The 18,055-nt window shown below is 54.2% G+C and carries 15 protein-coding genes and 2 pseudogenes; 9 read left to right on the top strand and 8 right to left on the bottom strand.

The window, feature by feature from the left end:
* Positions 1 to 339 precede the first annotated feature (339 nt).
* The 6 genes from ACJJIF_RS22025 (at position 340) to ACJJIF_RS22050 (ending at position 7,743) form a co-directional block, all read left to right on the top strand.
* Positions 340 to 1,917: an ABC transporter substrate-binding protein gene (locus ACJJIF_RS22025; RefSeq protein WP_014290454.1), complete on the top strand. Its 1,578-nt coding sequence runs from the start codon at positions 340 to 342 to the stop codon at positions 1,915 to 1,917.
* 187 nt (positions 1,918 to 2,104) lie between these two features.
* Positions 2,105 to 3,046: an ABC transporter permease gene (locus ACJJIF_RS22030; RefSeq protein ID WP_008550998.1), complete on the top strand. Its 942-nt coding sequence runs from the start codon at positions 2,105 to 2,107 to the stop codon at positions 3,044 to 3,046.
* Positions 3,043 to 3,918 (top strand): ABC transporter permease, encoded by an 876-nt coding sequence (locus tag ACJJIF_RS22035; protein WP_444932403.1) that lies wholly within the window; start codon positions 3,043 to 3,045, stop codon positions 3,916 to 3,918. The genes ACJJIF_RS22030 and ACJJIF_RS22035 overlap by 4 nt, the downstream gene beginning before the upstream one ends.
* On the top strand, positions 3,918 to 4,913 hold the full coding sequence (locus ACJJIF_RS22040) for an ABC transporter ATP-binding protein (protein WP_444932404.1): 996 nt from the start codon (positions 3,918 to 3,920) through the stop codon (positions 4,911 to 4,913). The genes ACJJIF_RS22035 and ACJJIF_RS22040 overlap by 1 nt, the downstream gene beginning before the upstream one ends.
* Positions 4,910 to 5,926 carry an ABC transporter ATP-binding protein gene (locus ACJJIF_RS22045; protein WP_014290450.1) on the top strand — a complete coding sequence of 339 codons (1,017 nt, stop codon included), beginning with the start codon at positions 4,910 to 4,912 and terminating at the stop codon, positions 5,924 to 5,926. The genes ACJJIF_RS22040 and ACJJIF_RS22045 overlap by 4 nt, the downstream gene beginning before the upstream one ends.
* An 11-nt stretch (positions 5,927 to 5,937) precedes the next feature.
* Positions 5,938 to 7,743 carry an aminopeptidase P family protein gene (locus ACJJIF_RS22050; RefSeq protein ID WP_444932405.1) on the top strand — a complete coding sequence of 602 codons (1,806 nt, stop codon included), beginning with the start codon at positions 5,938 to 5,940 and terminating at the stop codon, positions 7,741 to 7,743.
* 77 nt (positions 7,744 to 7,820) lie between these two features.
* On the opposite strand, the gene ACJJIF_RS22055 is transcribed toward ACJJIF_RS22050, so the two are convergent.
* The 4 genes and pseudogenes from ACJJIF_RS22055 to ACJJIF_RS22070 all read right to left on the bottom strand — a co-directional run.
* The gene (locus tag ACJJIF_RS22055) at positions 7,821 to 8,984 is read right to left on the bottom strand and encodes an iron-containing alcohol dehydrogenase (RefSeq protein ID WP_444932406.1); all 1,164 of its coding nucleotides are present in this window, start codon (positions 8,982 to 8,984) and stop codon (positions 7,821 to 7,823) included.
* 5 nt (positions 8,985 to 8,989) lie between these two features.
* The gene (locus ACJJIF_RS22060; RefSeq protein ID WP_444932447.1) at positions 8,990 to 10,372 is read right to left on the bottom strand and encodes an aldehyde dehydrogenase family protein; all 1,383 of its coding nucleotides are present in this window, start codon (positions 10,370 to 10,372) and stop codon (positions 8,990 to 8,992) included.
* 180 nt (positions 10,373 to 10,552) lie between these two features.
* A complete protein-coding gene (locus tag ACJJIF_RS22065) occupies positions 10,553 to 11,173 on the bottom strand; it encodes a TetR/AcrR family transcriptional regulator (RefSeq protein ID WP_444932407.1) in 621 nt (206 codons plus the stop codon).
* A gap of 6 nt (positions 11,174 to 11,179) precedes the next feature.
* Positions 11,180 to 11,627 (bottom strand): annotated as a pseudogene (locus ACJJIF_RS22070) (enoyl-CoA hydratase-related protein); the annotation flags it as partial.
* Positions 11,628 to 11,777: 150 nt separating this feature from the next.
* On the opposite strand from ACJJIF_RS22070, the pseudogene ACJJIF_RS22075 reads away from it, so the two are divergent.
* Positions 11,778 to 12,296: pseudogene (locus ACJJIF_RS22075) on the top strand (DNA gyrase C-terminal beta-propeller domain-containing protein); the annotation flags it as partial.
* Between the two features lie 108 nt (positions 12,297 to 12,404).
* Here ACJJIF_RS22075 and yjjX read toward each other — a convergent pair.
* The 4 genes from yjjX to dapA form a co-directional block, all read right to left on the bottom strand.
* Entirely contained in the window at positions 12,405 to 12,938 is a 534-nt protein-coding gene (gene yjjX, locus ACJJIF_RS22080) for an inosine/xanthosine triphosphatase (RefSeq protein WP_444932408.1), read from the bottom strand.
* Positions 12,939 to 13,042: 104 nt separating this feature from the next.
* Entirely contained in the window at positions 13,043 to 13,615 is a 573-nt protein-coding gene (pyrE, locus tag ACJJIF_RS22085; RefSeq protein WP_444932409.1) for an orotate phosphoribosyltransferase, read from the bottom strand.
* 130 nt (positions 13,616 to 13,745) lie between these two features.
* On the bottom strand, positions 13,746 to 14,222 hold the full coding sequence (gene smpB, locus ACJJIF_RS22090) for an SsrA-binding protein SmpB (protein ID WP_008547141.1): 477 nt from the start codon (positions 14,220 to 14,222) through the stop codon (positions 13,746 to 13,748).
* A gap of 67 nt (positions 14,223 to 14,289) precedes the next feature.
* On the bottom strand, positions 14,290 to 15,168 hold the full coding sequence (gene dapA / locus ACJJIF_RS22095) for a 4-hydroxy-tetrahydrodipicolinate synthase (RefSeq protein WP_008546810.1): 879 nt from the start codon (positions 15,166 to 15,168) through the stop codon (positions 14,290 to 14,292).
* 312 nt (positions 15,169 to 15,480) lie between these two features.
* On the opposite strand from dapA, the gene ACJJIF_RS22100 reads away from it, so the two are divergent.
* Together ACJJIF_RS22100 and ACJJIF_RS22105 are read left to right on the top strand one after the other, a co-directional pair.
* Positions 15,481 to 16,566, top strand: a complete 1,086-nt coding sequence (locus tag ACJJIF_RS22100) for a hypothetical protein (protein ID WP_444932410.1) — start codon at positions 15,481 to 15,483, stop codon at positions 16,564 to 16,566.
* A complete protein-coding gene (locus tag ACJJIF_RS22105) occupies positions 16,508 to 17,779 on the top strand; it encodes a lytic transglycosylase domain-containing protein (RefSeq protein ID WP_444932411.1) in 1,272 nt (423 codons plus the stop codon). Before ACJJIF_RS22100 ends, ACJJIF_RS22105 begins: the two co-directional genes overlap by 59 nt.
* Positions 17,780 to 18,055 lie beyond the last annotated feature (276 nt).

Here is an 18,055-nt window from a genome sequence, read left to right on the forward strand (position 1 = left end):
TTTGCGTTTCAGGGCGCTCATTCCAGAATAAATCAATTGTTTGGCTCCGAGAATTTCGGAAGCCTCTCCAAGAATTACTGCAATATTCAGCGCAAGTTTCTCTCAGTGAAACTGTAATTTCAGCAATATTTCACTTCTAAACTATCTCTCTGCATAGATTTGTTGTCATGAAAATTTTTCTTTAATGAGTTTTGCCTCTTGCAAACAGAGATATATCAGAGATAATACTGATATATCACCGGTGGCTAATGGAATTATTGGGAGAGGCCACCACCTGCACGCCACCATGCATCATAAAACAATAAGCAGGCCCGGCGTGTATCAATTGAGGGGACTATCATGAAGACTTTATTGATTGCCGCGCTTGCAGGCGTGTCGATGCTCGCCATCAATTCGGCTCAGGCCGTAGAACGTGGCGGCACGCTCACCTTCGCCCGCTATGATGATTCCAATCTGGTTGATCCGGTGTATGCCGACCGTAACCCAGATATCTGGATGGTCACAAACCTCTATGACACTCTTCTGCGCACCAAGGCAGATGGTAAAACCATTGTTCCGGGTCTGGCGTCCGGTTATGAGGTTTCTGCAGATGGTAAAACCATCTCCATCACCCTGCGCGACGGCATCAAGTTTTCCGATGGTTCCCCGATTACTGCGGCAGACGTGAAGTTCTCACTGGAACGCGCCGTTAATCCGGATTTTGGCCCATGGTCCGGCCTGCTGGGATCTGTTGAAAGCATCACTGAGACCAAGAATGGTGTCACGCTTTCCATGAAGAACCCAGACCCAACCATCATCTCCATTCTGGCAACGTTCAACACTGCGATCGTGTCCAAGGCTGCGTTTGAAGCTGCTCCAGGTGCCAATGATCAGGAAAAGGCAACTGCTCTGTTCGCGCCGGGTACCCCTGTTTCCGGCCCATTCACGCTGAAGGATCGCACCCGGGGCAGCACCATGACCTTTTCCGCCAACCCGCATTACTGGCGTCAGGGTGAAGATGGTAAGCCGCTGCCATATCTGGATGAAGTGAGCTTTGTGGTGATCCCGGATGATGCGACCCGTATCCTGAAACTGCAGGCGGGTGAAGTGAACGGTGCTGAGTTCGTGCCATTCTCTCGCGTGGCAGAGCTGGAAGCAGATCCTGCGATCAACATGGAGCTGTTCCCATCCACCCGCATCATCTACGCGCCAATCAACGCTCGCGAAACCCGCGCCGATGGCTCGCCAAACCCAATGGCCACCAAAGAAGCGCGTCAGGCGCTGAACTATGCAACCAACAAGGGCGCACTGGTTCAGCTGATCACCCATGGCACCGGCAAGTCCATGACATCCCCGTTGATGGCATCGACAACCCAGCTGGCACATGATGGTGGCCCGCTTTACCCATACGACCCTGCCAAGGCGAAAGAACTGGCAAAATCCTCTGGTCTGGAAGGGGCAGAAATCACTCTGACTACACTCGCTGGATCTTCTGATGATGCAACTCTGTTTGCGGCCATTCAGCAGATGTGGGGCGCCATTGGCGTGAACGTGAAAGTGGAGCAGGTTGATAACCCAACCCGCGGCGCAAAGAACCGCTCCGGCGAGTTTGATGTTCACACCTACGGCTGGGTGAACGACGTGAACGATCCGGCACAGGTTGCTGGCTGGCTTGGCTATTATCCAACCCGCAAGGCTGTTGGTACTGGTTGGAACAATGCGGAGTTCAACTCCCTGTTCGAAGCCTCCAACACCGAGATCGACCCGGAAAAACGCAGCGAGCAATACAAGCGCATGCAGGAAATCTACCGCGATGCGGCTCCGCTACTGTTCCTCTATGAAACGCCATTTGCTGTTGCACTGTCTGCCAACGTGAACGGCTATCTCCAGACACCGTTGGGGAACAATGAGTTCTCCTCGGCGTGGATTGCAAAATAACTCCTCCTCTGGGTGCACCCGGCCTGCGTCAACAGGTTGGCCGGGTGCAAATTGAACCGGGCGGGCTGGTCTGTTCAAACACGGCAGGACCAGACCACCTGCCCCATGCAATCCGGAAAGCCGAAGCGTCAATCCCGTTACTCCGGCGCTTCGGCTCTCACTGTTAAGCCTCTACTAGGGATCAGGAATGTCGTCACTTTCCTATCTGGTGTCACGCCTGTTGCAGATCATTCCGACCTTTCTTCTTGTGATGGTCGTTATCTTTCTGCTGGTGCGTATGTTGCCAGGGGATCCGGCCATTGCCATGGCCGATGCCAAAGCCACCGAAGCTCAGCTGGAACTCATCCGCCAAAAACTCGGGTTAAACGAACCGCTGCCCATGCAGTTCCTCTATTTTGTAAAGAACACTTTGACCGGAGATATGGGCACGTCCATTCTCCTCAAAGCCCCTGTTCTGGAAGTTATTCTGGAGCGCATTCCTGTCACCGCATTCCTCACTATCTATGCGGTTTGCCTTTCTATTCTTATTGCTGGTCCGCTGGCCTTTGTCGCTGCACTCAACAAAAATGGCATGCTCGACATTGCCATTCGCAGCGGCTTTCAGGTGGGCCTTTCAACGCCTGTGTTTTACATTGGCTTGCTGTTGCTCACTTTCCTGGCCGCGTCTCTGCGCCTGTTTCCGGTTGGTGGTTACGGCACAACCTTCCTGCAGCACTTGCACCACCTGATGCTGCCCGCACTGACGGTCGCCCTTTACACCTCCGCCATCATCATGCGGAACTTGCGCTCTGCGGTGATTGAGGTGCTGGATGCGGAGTACGTGCAGTTTGCCCGCTCCAAGGGCCTGTCCCGCAGTGTCATTCTGGGCCGACATGTTCTGCGCAACGCGCTCATTTCCACCGTCACCCTGCTGGGCCTTTCCATCGGCAACCTGATGAGTGGGACGCTGGTGACGGAAACCGTCTTTGCGGTGCCCGGTCTTGGCCGGTTGATGCTGGAGGCGATCTTTGCCCGCGATTACCCGCTGATTCAGGGCCTTACGCTCACTTTCGCCGTTATGGTTTCTCTCGTGTTCCTGTTCACCGATATGGTGCAGGCATGGCTTGATCCGAGGTTGCGCCTGTCATGACCCAGCTCGATACCCTTCAAGCCACCACACCGCAGAAGAAGAAGCTCCACCCGAGGGTGAAAGCCCTGCTGCGCCCCGGCTTCCTGCTCGGCTTCTTCATTCTGTCGTCTTCTATCCTGCTTGCTGTGTTCCCATGGGCGTTTGCACCGTATGATCCTAATGCCTTTGACTTCATGGCCATTCAGCAACCACCAAGCTGGGCACATCCGTTTGGCACTGACAATCTGGGCCGCGACACGCTTTCTCGTGTCATCTGGGCCTATCAGGTGGATATGCAGATCGCGTTCTTCGCCACCTTCTTTGCCATGGTGATCGGCGTGATTGTCGGATCACTGGTCGCTTATCACGGCGGCATTGCCGATGTGCTGTTTGGCCGACTGGTCGATGTGACCATCACTTTCCCGTTTCTGGTGCTGGTCATTGCAGTTGTAGCGGTTCTAGGACCGGGACTGACCAACATGTACGTGGCGGTGACGCTGGTGCAGTGGGTCTATTATGCCCGCCTCACCCGTGCTGAAATCATGACGCAGATGACCAGTGACTACGCTTCCGCCGGAAAGGTGATGGGCTACTCCTCCACCCGCATCATCTTCCGCCATCTGCTGCCCAACGCCACCACACCGCTGATCACCTATTGGATGACCGATATGGCGCTCGCCATCCTGCTTGGGTCCTCTCTTGGTTACCTCGGCCTTGGTGCACAGCCACCACAGGCGGAATGGGGCGTACTGATCGCAGAAGGCCGCAACTTCATCACCACCGCATGGTGGATGAGCTTGATGCCGGGCATTGCGATTGTTTTGACAGGGCTCGGGTTCTCCCTGGTGGGAGACAGCCTTGCCGATGTTCTCAGACCACGGGGGGCATCGTGATGACCAACCAAAACGAGAGCCTGCTCCAGGTTCGTGATCTCACCACCACCTTTCACAGTAAGGGCCGCGTTCTGCGTGCTGTTGATGGCATCTCCTTTGATGTGCGCGCTGGTGAAGTGCTTGGTCTGGTGGGAGAAAGTGGCTCCGGTAAGTCCATCACCCTGCGTTCCATCATCGGCCTTGCCCGTGATTACGGCACGGTCGAGGGCAGTGTTTACTGGAAGGGGGAAGACCTGCTGGCCCGCACGGACAAACAGCTGCAATCTGTGCGTGGCAGCCAGATCTCCATGATCTTTCAGGAGCCCATGACGTCTCTCAACCCGCTGCTCACCGTTGGCTTGCAGATTGAGGAGAACCTGAAGGCTCACACAGATCTGGACCGCCGCGCCCGCACAGCCCGCGCCATTGAGCTGCTGGACATGGTCGGCATTCCAAGCGCGGCGTCCCGGCTTAAGGATTTTCCGCACCAGTTCTCCGGCGGCATGCGTCAGCGGGTGATGATAGCCATCGCGCTGGCGTCCAATCCGGAACTGTTGCTGGCAGATGAACCGACCACAGCTCTGGACGTGACCATTCAGGATCAGATCCTGCAGCTGCTGCTGTCACTGGCCAAGAACCTCAACATGGCGATTGTGCTGGTGACACATGACCTGGGCGTGGTCGCACAAACCTGTGATCGCGTGGCAGTGATGTACGCTGGTCGATTGGTAGAAACGGGCTCTGTTCGCGATGTGCTGAAACGACCTCAGCACCCTTACACACTCGGCTTGCTGAAATCGGTACCGGAAAACATTCCACCCCGCACACCATTGTACTCTGTGCCCGGCACACCACCGGCACTGGATGCCCTGCCCAAAGGATGCGCCTTCGCACCGCGCTGTCTGAAAGCGGAGGATGTGTGTCTTGGTACCAAACCACCACTGGCGGTTCTGGGGGATGGAATTTCGTCGGCCTGTCATTTCACGGCAGACATTCGTGAGGAGGTGCTGGCATGACCTATGAAGCTCCGGTTCTGGAAGTTGAGGGCCTGCATTTACACTTTCCGCTCAAAAGAACCCTCTTCGACGCAATTCAACGCAAAGAAAAACGCATCGTCAAAGCCCTCAATGGGGTAAGCCTAGAGGTGAAACGGGGTGAAACCCTTGGCATTGTTGGTGAATCTGGCTGCGGAAAGTCCACTTTAGCGCGTTGTCTGGCCCGTCTTTATGAGGCGGACAAAGGCACCATTCGCTATGATGGGCAAGAGGTTGCTGCCAAAGATGCCGGTGCATTACGGGAGTATAACCGCAAGGTCCAGATGATGTTTCAGGACCCTTACTCCTCCCTCAATCCCCGCATGACAGTGCGGCAAGTGCTGAGCGAGGCTCTACGCGTTCATAATATGCGCCCACCTGAGCAGATTGAAACCCGCATTGCTGAGCTGCTGGATCTGGTCCGCCTGCCGCAAGATGCTGCGGATAAGCTCCCCCACGAGTTTTCAGGAGGACAACGCCAACGCATTGCCATTGCACGCGCTTTGTCGGTGGAGCCGGAGGTGCTTGTGGCAGATGAGCTGGTGTCAGCGCTGGATGTTTCCGTGCAGGCGCAGGTGGTGAACCTGCTGCTGGAGCTGCAGGAAAAGCTGGGCCTGACGATCCTGTTCGTGGCCCATGACCTCAGACTTGTGCGCCATGTATCCCACAGAGTTGCGGTGATTTATCTGGGATCAATTGTTGAGATCGGAGACTCCGAACAGCTCTTCAACGCCCCAAGACACCCCTACTCCAAGGCTCTTCTGGCAGCAGCCCCTTCTCTTGATCCCGACAAACGCCATACTCGCCCGTCAATCTCCGGCGAACTGCCCAGCCCGCTCAATGTACCCAAGGGCTGCGCGTTCCATGCCAGATGTCCCCATGCATCAGGTCGGTGCCAGAGTGAAATTCCCAGATTGAGGGCAATGGACGAGCTGGGTAGAGTGGCTTGTCATCATGCCGAAGCTCTTTTATCAGCGACAAACCCCATCAAATAGCCGAGCAGAAAATGTTGGAAAATCAGAAGTTTGAGACAACCACAGACCGCTTGAACCTCATCCGCACCGAGTTGAAGAACAAGGGGCTGGACGGAGTTATCATCCCCCGGTTTGATGAGCATCAGGGGGAATACTGCGCCCCGCATGATGAGCGATTGGCATGGGCAACCGGCTTCACCGGCTCTGCTGGCCTCGCAATTATTACGGCAGATCAAGCGGTTATGTTTGTTGATGGTCGCTACACCGTGCAGGTGCGCAACCAATGCAGCAGTGATCTGTTCTCCTACCAGCATATCTTTGATGAACCACTGGAAAACTGGATTTCCGCCAATATGAAGGCCGGTCAGCAAATCGGCGTTGACCCGATGCTTATCCCCTCCGCCTGGTGGGATCGTTTTGCGGGCGGAGCAGAAGACGCAGGCGCAGCACTGGTCGCCACCAACAGCAACATCATTGATGCAGTCTGGGCTGATCAACCGGAAAAACCACTCTCGCCAATCACACCGTATTCCCTTGAAAACGCAGGCAAAACCAGCTTGGAGAAGCGGGCTGAGATTGCCGGTAAGCTGAAAGAGACTGGTGCAAAAGTGCTGGTGGAAACCCAACCAGACAACATCGCCTGGCTTTTAAACGTGCGCGGTGATGATGTTGAGTTCAACCCAATCCCGCATTCCTTCCTGCTGCTGAAGGACGATGGTTCCGCCAATTGGTTCGTGGATTCCCGCAAGCTTTCCAACGACTTGAGCGAGTATGAGCTGGAGAATGTTGAAACGGCAGACCCGTCCAGCTTCATCAGTTCGCTGGAGAAAATGACGGATAAAGGAACGCAGGTTCTCATCGATCCGATGTTCTCCCCTGTCGCCACCCGCCTCGCCGTTCAGGCTGCTGGCGGTGTTCCGCTGATGAAACCGGGAGCAGTTACTCTCACCAAGGCGAAGAAAAATGAGAGTGAGCTCAAAGGCTTGCGTGATTGCCATATAAGAGATGGTATCGCGTGGACTGAGTTCTCCGCCTGGCTGAAACGGGAAGTCCCACAGCGTGCTGAAGCGGGCGATCCGGTGCATGAGCTGGAAGCGGAAGAGCGCATCCTGATGGAGCGCCAACGCCAGAAAGACTTTGTATATCCGAGCTTTAGAAGCATTTCTGCCGCCGCTGGCAACGCCGCCATGTGCCATTACGCAGCCACGGAAGCGTCCAACACAGCAATCCTGCCAGAGAACACTTATCTGTTGGATTCCGGCGGTCAGTATCAGGATGGCACCACCGACGCGACGCGTACCTTTGCGTTTACTGAGACTTCTGAGGAGTTCAAACGCGCCTACACCGCTGTTTTCAAAGGCTTTGTTGCGCTGGCATCCCTGCGGTTTCCCAAAGGCACACAAGGCCATCACATCGATGGTTTCGCCCGCCGCCCGCTTTGGGAGTTGGGTCTGGACTACGACCATGGCACCGGTCACGGCATCGGCCACTTCCTCTCCGTCCACGAGCAACCACAGCGTATCGGCAAGCCTTACAATCCGGTGGATCTGGTCGCTGGTATGGTGATGTCCATTGAACCGGGATATTACGTTGCAGATCAATACGGTATCCGGATTGAGAACCTCTTTGAGATCGTTGAGGAAGACGATGGTTTCCTCGCGTTCCGCAATCTCTCTTACATCCCGATTGAGCCGCAGATGCTCAACATGGTTGATCTCACCCGCGCTGAAATCAAATGGCTTGGCGACTACAATGCTGATTTGAAACGAGTTCTTGGCCCAGAGCTGAGCCCGGACGCCTATGACTACCTGATGCGCTGTACCGAATTACCGGAGTAAACGCAGCCTTTGAGGCATAAAAAGCCCCGCAGAGCGAGAAACTCTGCGGGGCTAATCATTTGGAGTTCAACAGGAAATCAGGCGGATACCTGTTCTCCGATGGCCTCAATGAGCAGAGCTTTCGCGGCCTCCAGCGTTAGCTCTACAGGGTTGCCACCGGCACTTGGATCCTTGATCGCTTCTTCCGCCAGCACGTCGATCTTATCGGTGCCAACGCCCAGCTCGCTCAAGGTCTCCGGAACGCCCATGTCCGCCCGCATTTTCATAACAAAATCAAAGAAGCCGTCGAAACCGCCCTCGATATCGAGATAAGCCGCCAGCTTCTCGATCCGCTCTTCAATTGCACCACGGTTGAACTTGAGCACAGTCGGCATGATCACGGCGTTGGTCAGGCCATGGTGGGTGTTGTAAACTGCACCAACCGGGTGAGCCAGCGCGTGAATGCCACCAAGGCCTTTCTGGAAGGCCACTGCGCCCATGGCCGCCGCACTCATCATGTGACCGCGTGCTTCGATATCATTAGGATTTTCAACGACTTTCGGCAGGTTCTCTTTCACAAGACGCATGCCTTCCAGCGCGATACCCTGAGACATCGGATGGTAGAACGGTGAGCTGTACGCTTCCAGACAGTGCACAAACGCATCGATGCCTGTACCAACGGTAATCATCTTCGGCATGCCAACAGTCAGCTCCGGATCACAGATCACAACGCTTGGCAGGATCTTCGGATGGAAGATGATCTTCTTGACGTGGCTCTCAGAATTGGTGATCACGCTCGCACGGCCAACTTCAGAACCGGTACCAGCTGTTGTTGGAACTGCGATATTCGGATAGATCGCATCCGCATCCGCACGGGTCCACCAGTCGCCAATGTCCTCAAAATCCCAGACCGGACGGGTCTGACCTGCCATGAATGCGATCAGCTTGCCCAGATCAAGACCAGAGCCACCACCAAATGCGATGACGCCATCATGACCACCAGCCTTGAAGGCTGCAACGCCTGCTTCCAGGTTGATTTCAGTCGGGTTTGGGTCAACTTCACTGAACATGGCGCGGCCAAGGCCAGTCTCTTCCATCACGTCCAAAGTGCTTGCAGTAACCGGCAGGTTTGCAAGGCCCTTATCAGTTACAAGCAAAGGCTTTTTGATGCCTGCAGCTGCACAAGCTTCGGCGAGTTCCTTAATGCGTCCGGCACCAAAGCGGATTGCGGTTGGGTAGCTCCAGTTTGCTGTCAACGTCATTGTTCTTATGCCTTTTTGAGGTGGTAGGATTTTGGACGGGTCAGGTTCTGATAGCCGATCTCTGAGAGTGCACCACCGCGACCTGTGTCTTTGCAGCCGGTCCAGCACAGTGCCGGATCCAGATAGTCAGCGCGGTTCATGAAGACAGTGCCTGTCTCGATCTGCGCACCAATTTTCGCTGCCCGTGCAGGGTCTTGGGTCCAAAGAGAGGCTGTCAGGCCGTAATGGCTGTCGTTCATCAGGCGGATCGCTTCTTCGTCGCTCTCCACTTTCATGATGCCGACCACTGGGCCAAAGCTCTCTTCGCGCATCACTTCCATGTCGTGGTTTACGTCCACGAGGATCTGCGGAGCGAGGTATGCACCACCATCATCTTCAGGGAAGAGGCCAGCGTCGATCATTGGCTTCGCGCCCTGCTCAACCGCATCTGCAACCTGCTTGCGCACGACATCCGCAAAGCGAACATGTGCCATCGGGCCGATGGTTGTTTCCTCGTTCAGCGGACTGCCAAGCTTGTAGCCCGAAACGATCTCGACAGCCTTCTTCACGAATGCATCGTATTTGGAAGAGTGCACGTAAATACGCTCAATACCACAGCAGCACTGGCCGGAGTTGAACATGGCGCCATCGATAAGAGTTTCAGCCGCAGCCTCAACATCCGCATCATCCATGACATAGCCCGGATCTTTACCACCCAGCTCAAGGCCAAGACCGGTGAAAGTACCGGCAGCAGCTGTCTCAATCGCGCGGCCACCGCCGACGGACCCGGTGAAGTTCACAAAGCCGAAATTGCGGCCTGCGATCAGGTGAGAAGTGGTGTCGTGATCTAGGAACAGGTTCTGGAACACATCTGCTGGAACACCTGCCTCAGCAAAGGCATTTGCCATGCGTTCGCCAACCAGAAGGGTTTGGGTCGCGTGCTTCAGGATCACGGCGTTACCGGCGATCAGGGCTGGAGCCACTGTGTTGATCGCGGTCATGTATGGATAGTTCCATGGTGCAATCACAAGAATGACGCCGTGCGGTTCCTTCTCGATGCGGCGTTCGAAGTTGTCGCTCTCTTCCGCGATGATCGGCTTCAGGCTTTCTTCCGCGATCTTTGCCATGTATGAGGCGCGCTCGTTAAAGCCGCCGAACTCGCCGCCATAACGAACCGGACGGCCCATCATCTTTGCAAGTTCCGGAACGATTTCGTCGTTCTGTTCACCAATCTTAGCAACGCCAGCCATCACCAACTTGATGCGCTCTTCGAGTGGGCGTGCTGCCCACTCTTTCTGCGCCCTCTTGGCACTGGCAATGACGGCTTCTGCTTCTTTCTGGCTTGCCACCGGACGTTCTGCAAACACAGAACCATCTACCGGCGAAATACATTTTAGTGTTTTTGTCATGGTCAACTCATCATTCACAGCAATTGCTGTTCACATCAATGCCTGTTGAAGCGGCGCACGAAAAACGCGAAAGCGTTTCACGATAAATGCGAAAACAAGGTTACACAAACCCTGGACAAGGGTTAAAGATTGCCTGGTCACAACTGAACCAAGCAACATAAATACCAAAGCTTAACATCATCACTTACGCAGAAACTGCTCCAGCAAATAGCGCCCCTCAAACTGCCAATGCGACAGGCGTCCTGTATGTCCCATAACCAGCAAGCCCATACACTGAGCAATGGAGCCCGCAGTCCATTCCTTTGCTCGATCACCAAACTCAGCAGCAGCACTGCATTCAATCACACGAACGGTTGCACCAACCTGGCGATTGAGCACGGCATCGAGCTCACGGCCCAGACCAACCGGCTTGAGACCGTTGAACAGATATAGGCCAAGTGCGAGGTCATCTGGGCGGCTGTCATAAAAGTCAAAGAAAGCAAGTACTCCGGCAGAGGCAGACTGCGCCGGAGATGCAGCACCCTCGATTGCTTCAGTCACCGCATGATGAAGCTGTTCAAGCGTTTCTTGCAGGACGGCACAATAGAGCTCTTCTTTGCCATGAAAGTAAGGATAGATGGCTCCCGTCGTACAACCCGCAGCGCGGGCGATGGAGCGCATTGAAGCTCCATCAAGTCCATCTTGCGAAAACACATCACGGGCTGCTTTGATAATGAGAGAACGGCGAGCTTCACGCAAATGCTCAGCCCGCTTCTGCCGTGCCTCAGCTTCTGCATCTTCCTGATGATTTAAGTTGGCCATAGTCACTTACATTATAAAGGAGCAGTTATTGGTCTGTATTGCGGTCCAATCAAAGGTACCTTGATCACGCTCACGAACAGCCTGCTTCCAGGAGACATTTTCTGCACGCTTCTTGAAGTTCATCCCTTCCGGGCTATGGCGAGTAATACCATCAAACAGCGTGGCAATCATTTGTGTCTGATAAAGCCCCATGGACTCGATCGCTTGATTGATCATGAGTTTTTGCATCATCAACTGGTTTACTGGAATGCCTGCCATGCGCTCGGCCAGTCTTTGGACTTCTGCGTCAAGCTGATCAGCTGGCACTGCCTTGTGAACCGAGACCGATGCGCTCAGCCTCTCGGCCATCAATCTTGTCACCTGTTAGCAGCATACGCTTCGCACGTTCAGCACCAAGCCGATACACCCACGTCGCAGTCCGTTGGGCGCCCCGAACACGCACTGGCATGTAGCTGAAGCGACGAAACGCGAAAGCGCGGCCACGATAAATGCGGCTCACCAAGACTCGCTGTCTAGTTGGTTAATATTGGCTGCATAACTGAACGAAATACATATCCCCCTGGCAAAAAACGGTTTCAAAAAAAAAAAAAAAAAAAAAAAAAATGGCCACGGTGAACCAATCCGCCTGATGCTGGATATGGACGAGACGCAGGAAATCGTCAGTGCCTTTGTACACGATCCAGAACGCAAACTCCTCATGTCCACCGACGGAGCCTATGGTTTTGTCGTTCAGGAAAAGGACGTGATTGCCAACACCCGCAAAGGGAAGCAGGTCCTCAACGTAACAGCTCCTGCAAAAGCTGTACTATGCGTACCGGCTATTGGAGACTATGTCGCGGTCATCGGCCACAACAGAAAACTCCTCACCTTCCCGCTTGCACAAATCGCAGTCATGACACGCGGTCGCGGTGTGCGCCTTCAGCGCTACAGAGATGGTGGCATTTCCGATATCAAGACCTTCGATTCCGAAGAAGGCCTGACCTGGACAGATGCTTCTGGGCGCATCTTCAAGCGCACCCTGGAAGAAATGCAGGACTGGCGCGGAGACCGTGGCCAGGCCGGACGCCTGCCACCAAACGGCTTCCCACGAACCAACAAATTCGATGGAAACTCAACAGGTTAACGCGAAATTCGGAATCAAACTCTTCGCAGTTTCACAACCACCTACAAAAACAGAGCCTAAATGGCTCTGTTTTTCATTTCAGGTGAATCATAGTCTCAGCAACGCTGGCTAAGTGACTTTAAACGCAGGCGATCTGAACGGCAGCAGCGCACAAAACAGCGTATCGACATAGGTGGAAGTGCGCGTCAAACGCCCGCCGGTCAAAAGACCAACAGCTCCTGCCTTCTGCTTGATGTTCTCCGTGCCGTAGATCTCATCAATCGCATGCCCCAGCTCTACACCAGAGCGCACCAATTGCATCACTTTATCTGGCAGCGGAAGCAGCATGGAGCGGCTTGCAGAGACCTGCCCTTCGCGGGAGATCACAACCATCCAGGCAAAGGTGTAGGCAATGCCGTGCAGCTCACAGATGCCGCCTTCCAACCCAACACCAAAGTCCGCATCGGCCTCTGCTTCCAACGCATTTTCCGCACGCTGAACAGCACCCTGACGCGTCTCCTCATCACTCATCGGCTGGTCAGCAACGCCAGATGGCACACTGGCCGAAACCAGATCAATCTCATCTGCAGGGAACTGAGCCCTGAACGCCTCAAGCGTCGCATTCACCTTGACCGGATTTTGAGAGGCAACAACAACTTTCATTAAAACACTCCAGAACAATCAGAGTTCTCTGGCCTACACTTTGAGCAATCAGAAACAGACCGCAACACACGCACATGCAAGGGCAAAATCACACCTGACCTATCTCACTGACGCTCCATTTCGCTTGCCTGATCATCAAACGGAGCTTCGAGGTCGCTCCGCGTGAAAACGGGATAAACAGGCAGCTCAGGAGCAGCTTGGATTGCCGGAGCCCCTTCACCGCGCCAGATAGCACAAATAACGGCCCGAACATCTGCCCCCTCTTGCTTAGCTAACTGCAATGCATCAGCAACCGCCCCACCAGTTGAGATGACATCTTCAATGAAGACGACCTTTCGCCCAGCCAAATCCTGACCCTCGATCGCACGGCATGTACCGTAAGATTTAGGCTCTTTTCGAACAAACGCTGCAGGAAGACCAGTTTGCAGAGACAACGCAGTAACAAGTGGGACACCGCCAAGCTCAAGGCCAGCGATGATTTCCGTCTCAGCCGGAAGCAACGCACTCATGGCTTGTGCGAGTGGTCGTAATATGTGGGGAAGTCCTTCGAAGCTGTACTTATCGAAGTAACGATCAGAAACCTGCCCGGAACGAAGTACAAACTCACCTTCGAGTGTTGCAACTTCCGCAATTTGCCGCGCGAGATCGGGCAACAACAACTTCGGTTCACTAGACATCCGCTCCACCTCCAAGTTCAGTTGCCCCTTCTTAAAAGGAATGCAACTTTCCGGCAAGTTTTCGCAGCAGTCTTAATTGAGCAGATGTAAGGAAAGGAGCTGGAGCATCACCAGCAAAACTTGAGATGCTCTAGCCGTTTTTCAGCAGACGTTGCTTTTCGCGGTTCCAGTCCCGCGTCTTTTCAGTCTGGCGTTTATCGTGGGCTTTTTTACCCCGAGCCAGCGCAACTTCCATTTTCGCCCGTCCATCTTCATTGAAGTAGATCTTCAATGGCACAATGGTCTTGCCTTCCTTCTGAACAGCAGCAAACAGCTTGTTCAGTTCCCGGCGATGCATCAGCAGTTTACGTGGACGGCGAGGCTCGTGGTTAAACCGGTTGCCCTGCGTGTATTCAGGGATGTAGATGTTGTAGACCATCATCTCACCCTGATATTCAGCGGCATAGCTTTCGGCGATGTTGCTTTTGCCTTGGCGAAGAGACTTAACTTCAGTCCCCTTCAGCTCAATGCCAGCCTCAAACACATCTTCAATTTCGTAGTTAAAACGGGCCTTCCGGTTATCCGCAACAACCTTGCGCCCGGGAACGCCACCTTTTTTGGCAGCCATTTCTTTTCCTTATTTCACTCAATAAAAGCCTCCGCGCACACTCCTATAAGGTGCGCGGAGCAATAGCTTAGTTGATCAGGCCTGCATGAACCATAGCCTTGCGAATGCTATCCTGAGTTTCTTCAGTCACCTGAACCAGTGGCAAGCGCAGCTCGTTCTCCATTTTACCAAGCAGAGACAGAGCGTACTTTGGACCAGCTGGGTTCGGCTCAATGAAGAGAGCCTGATGCAGCGGCGCAAGACGGTCCTGAATGGACAACGCAGTCGCGTAGTCACCCGCCAGGCAAGCTTCCTGGAACTGAGAGCACAATGCAGGAGCAATGTTCGCAGTCACAGAGATGCAGCCATTACCGCCATGAGCGTTAAAGCCAAGCGCCGTGATGTCTTCACCAGAAAGCTGGATGAAGTCCTTACCACACAGATGGCGCTGTTCAGATGCACGTGCAAGGTTCGCCGTCGCATCTTTCACACCAACAATATTGTCCACTTCATGGAACAACTCAGCCATGGTCTGGCTTTCCATATCAATAATGGAACGACCTGGAATATTGTAAATGAAGATCGGCAGATCTACAGACGCAGCAATCGCCTTAAAATGCGCCTTCAAACCAGCCTGATTTGGCTTGTTGTAGTATGGCGTAACAGACAAAATCGCATCCGCGCCCACTTCCTGAGCGTGCTGCGCAAACTCAATTGCCTCAACCGGGTTGTTAGAGCCAGCGCCTGCCATGACAGGAACGCGGCCTGCAGAAACCTCAACTGCCATCTGGATGACACGCTTGTGCTCATCAAAAGAAAGTGTTGGGCTTTCACCGGTTGTTCCCACGGGCACCAACCCGTGGGTGCCCTGTTTTATCTGCCAATCCACGAATTCCCGGAAGGCCTTCTCATCCACTTTGCCATCCTTGAAAGGTGTGACAAGTGCTGGAATTGATCCTCTAAACATCTCAGGTTCCTCGTTGGATTACATATATACAGAGCAAAATTTGCCAGTGCCCTCAAAGGGGTGGCATACAATAATGTGATCTAGCCTATCTCGGCAACATCACCAAGAGTTTCTCTTATAAGATTTGGGAATTTTTTTGTGCTCATATTTAGGCCAGTTTCACAGGTGAGTATTACGGGCCCTTCGGCAAAACATTAAACAGATATTTACCCTGTTTGTGGCAAGCAGAATGAGGGACTTTTTGGGAATTAAACCGTCCGGTGCGTTTTTGCCGGATTAACAGCACTCAGGTGAGACGGGCCGACGAGTAGTATGCGTATCCGTGAGTTTCTTTTAGTATCGACACGTGTTAGTGCGATTGCCATTGCCACGACATTTTCCGCATCGGCATTTTCTGCTGTATCCTCTTTGAATCACAGCGTAATTCCAGCTCCGAACCCTGCAAAGGTTGTGCGCACCGCCGCCCTGAGCACGCAGCATGCTGCTGTGCAAAGCGGATCACGTGCCGCCACGCCGCGCTCCAAGCCACCCGTGATCGGCAAGGGCTATGCAGGCGGAACGAACAACACTCAACTGTCCAGTTATGCCCCGGCAGCACCTGCTGCCGATGGCCCGACACAAGTTTCAGGCCGCCCATCCAGCCCGCAAAATGCGCTGGAAGCGACCGCCGCGCTGACAAGTTCTTATCCACAGGGATTGAGCACAGCTCAAGCAACAGGGTCCGTTGAACCACTCAAAACAGTGCTCCAGCACGTCAAAGCCGGACGTCTGAATGAAGCACTGCGCGCCCGCAATGCATTGCCGAACAATCTTGACCGCCGTCTGGCAGATTGGTTCATCATGCTGCGCGGTGGCCCGCAAACCCCCGTCACTCACATCGCTCAGTTCGCAGCAGACGCCCCGCATTGGCCAACAGCCAAAGTCGTGCGCGCGCGCGGTGAAGCCGCCCTCGCCGCATCCACTCTGACACCGGATCAGATCATCGCGGCATTCGGCTCTACTGTGCCCGAAACCAATGACGGCAAACTGGCGCTCGCAAAAGCACATCTGGCCAAAGGCAACCGCAATGAAGCTGCCAAACTCATTCGCCCGCTTTGGCAAACCACAGCTTTTGAAACGGAAGACGAAGCCGCCATCCGCAAGGCATTTGGCAGCCTCCTTCGCCAGAAAGATCACCGCCTGAGAGCAGAAATGCTCCTGTATCGCGACAGAGCAAAAGGCGCTGAACGCCTGCTTTCAGAGCTCTCCCGCGATGAACAGACATATATAAAGGCACGCATCGCCAGCATCCGCAAAAACGGCAATGCACTCAGCAAGTTAAAGAGCGTATCCGCGCTCTATGAAATCAGACAGCAACTACCAGTTTGCGCTGATCCAGCACTACCGCTTGCAAGGTGACTACAACACCGCTGCCAAGCTTATGGAAGCAGCTCCAACCGACCCAAAGGTGCTGCTGAAGGGCGACAGCTGGTGGAAGCAACGCCGCGACATTTCTCGTGAGATGATCGAGGCCGGACAGCCACGCCGCGCCTACAACATCGCCGCCAATCACGCTGCAGAATCTCCGGGCATGATTGTTGAGGCCGAGTTCCACGCCGGTTGGTTCGCACTACGCTATGTCGGCGATCCACGCCTTGCAGAACCTCACTTCATACGCATCGCGAAACTGGGCAAAACCTCCCAGACGCTTTCCCGTGCCTATTACTGGCTGGGCCGCACCCGCGAAGCACTGAAGGATACAGAAGGCGCTATCTCCTACTACCAGCAGGCAGGCGCTTTTCAGACCTCCTATTACGGACAGCTGGCCCTCGCCAAGCTCGGCATCAACCAAATGCCACTGGCATCCCTGCCGGAAGTGACATCAGCAGACCGGACCGCATTCAACAGCAACGAACTCGTTCAGGCGATCAAACGACTGGACGAGGCTGGACTGCACAATGATACACTGTTGTTTTATACACACCTGGCGCGCACCCTGCCGACCAACGGACAAATCCGACTCCTCACAGAGCTTGCAGAGTCCCGGGGCGTCTATCAGTGGGCCACCATGGTTGGTCGTCTGGCGCAGGCTGAACGCGTGGAAGCTGCACCACTGGCTTACCCAACCAACGCAATTCCGCGCAAAACGCGCATCACAAAAGGTGTAGAAAAACCAGTCGTTTACGCGATCGCTCGACAAGAGAGCTCATTTAACCCAAAAGCGCGCAGCAGTGCAGGTGCATTGGGATTACTTCAGCTCATGCCGGGGACAGCACGCGACACCGCACGCAATCTCGGCGTCTCCTACAAGAAGTCTCGCCTGACCTCTGACCCAGCCTACAACGCCACACTCGGCGCTGCATTCCTGGGTGAACTGGTAGAAGAATTTGGCGGCTCCTACATCCTCACCTTTGCAGCCTACAACGCTGGCAAAAACAAGGTGAAGGAGTGGATTGAACGCTTCGGCGATCCTCGCGATCCAAAGGTCGACCCAATTGATTGGGTTGAATCAATCCCTTATGGCGAAACACGAAATTATGTTCAGCGTATTACAGAAAACCTGCAGGTCTATCGCTACAAGCTTGAAAACAAGCCCCTGACCATCACGCAGGATCTTACACGCGGGTACTGATCGCTTTCTTAAGCATTAATTTTTCAAAGAAGCCCGGCAATCATGTCGGGCTTCTTTGCATCTGAAACCGAACATCAACCTTTACCAAGCGAATGCCAGCCCTACTCTCAACTTTGACAAGACAGGTGAACAAACCTGCCCTATGGTGAGGATAACCACCCAGCGAGTCATCAGGCACCTGTTACAAAGCGTAGTCACGACAAGCGCCTGAACAACACTTTTGAGCAACAGTCAGAAGCCGGGAAACAAACCGGACCGCTCTGCTTTCGCTGGAAA

It is taken from the genome of Microbulbifer regidiadema (SeqCode) (assembly GCF_052467605.1).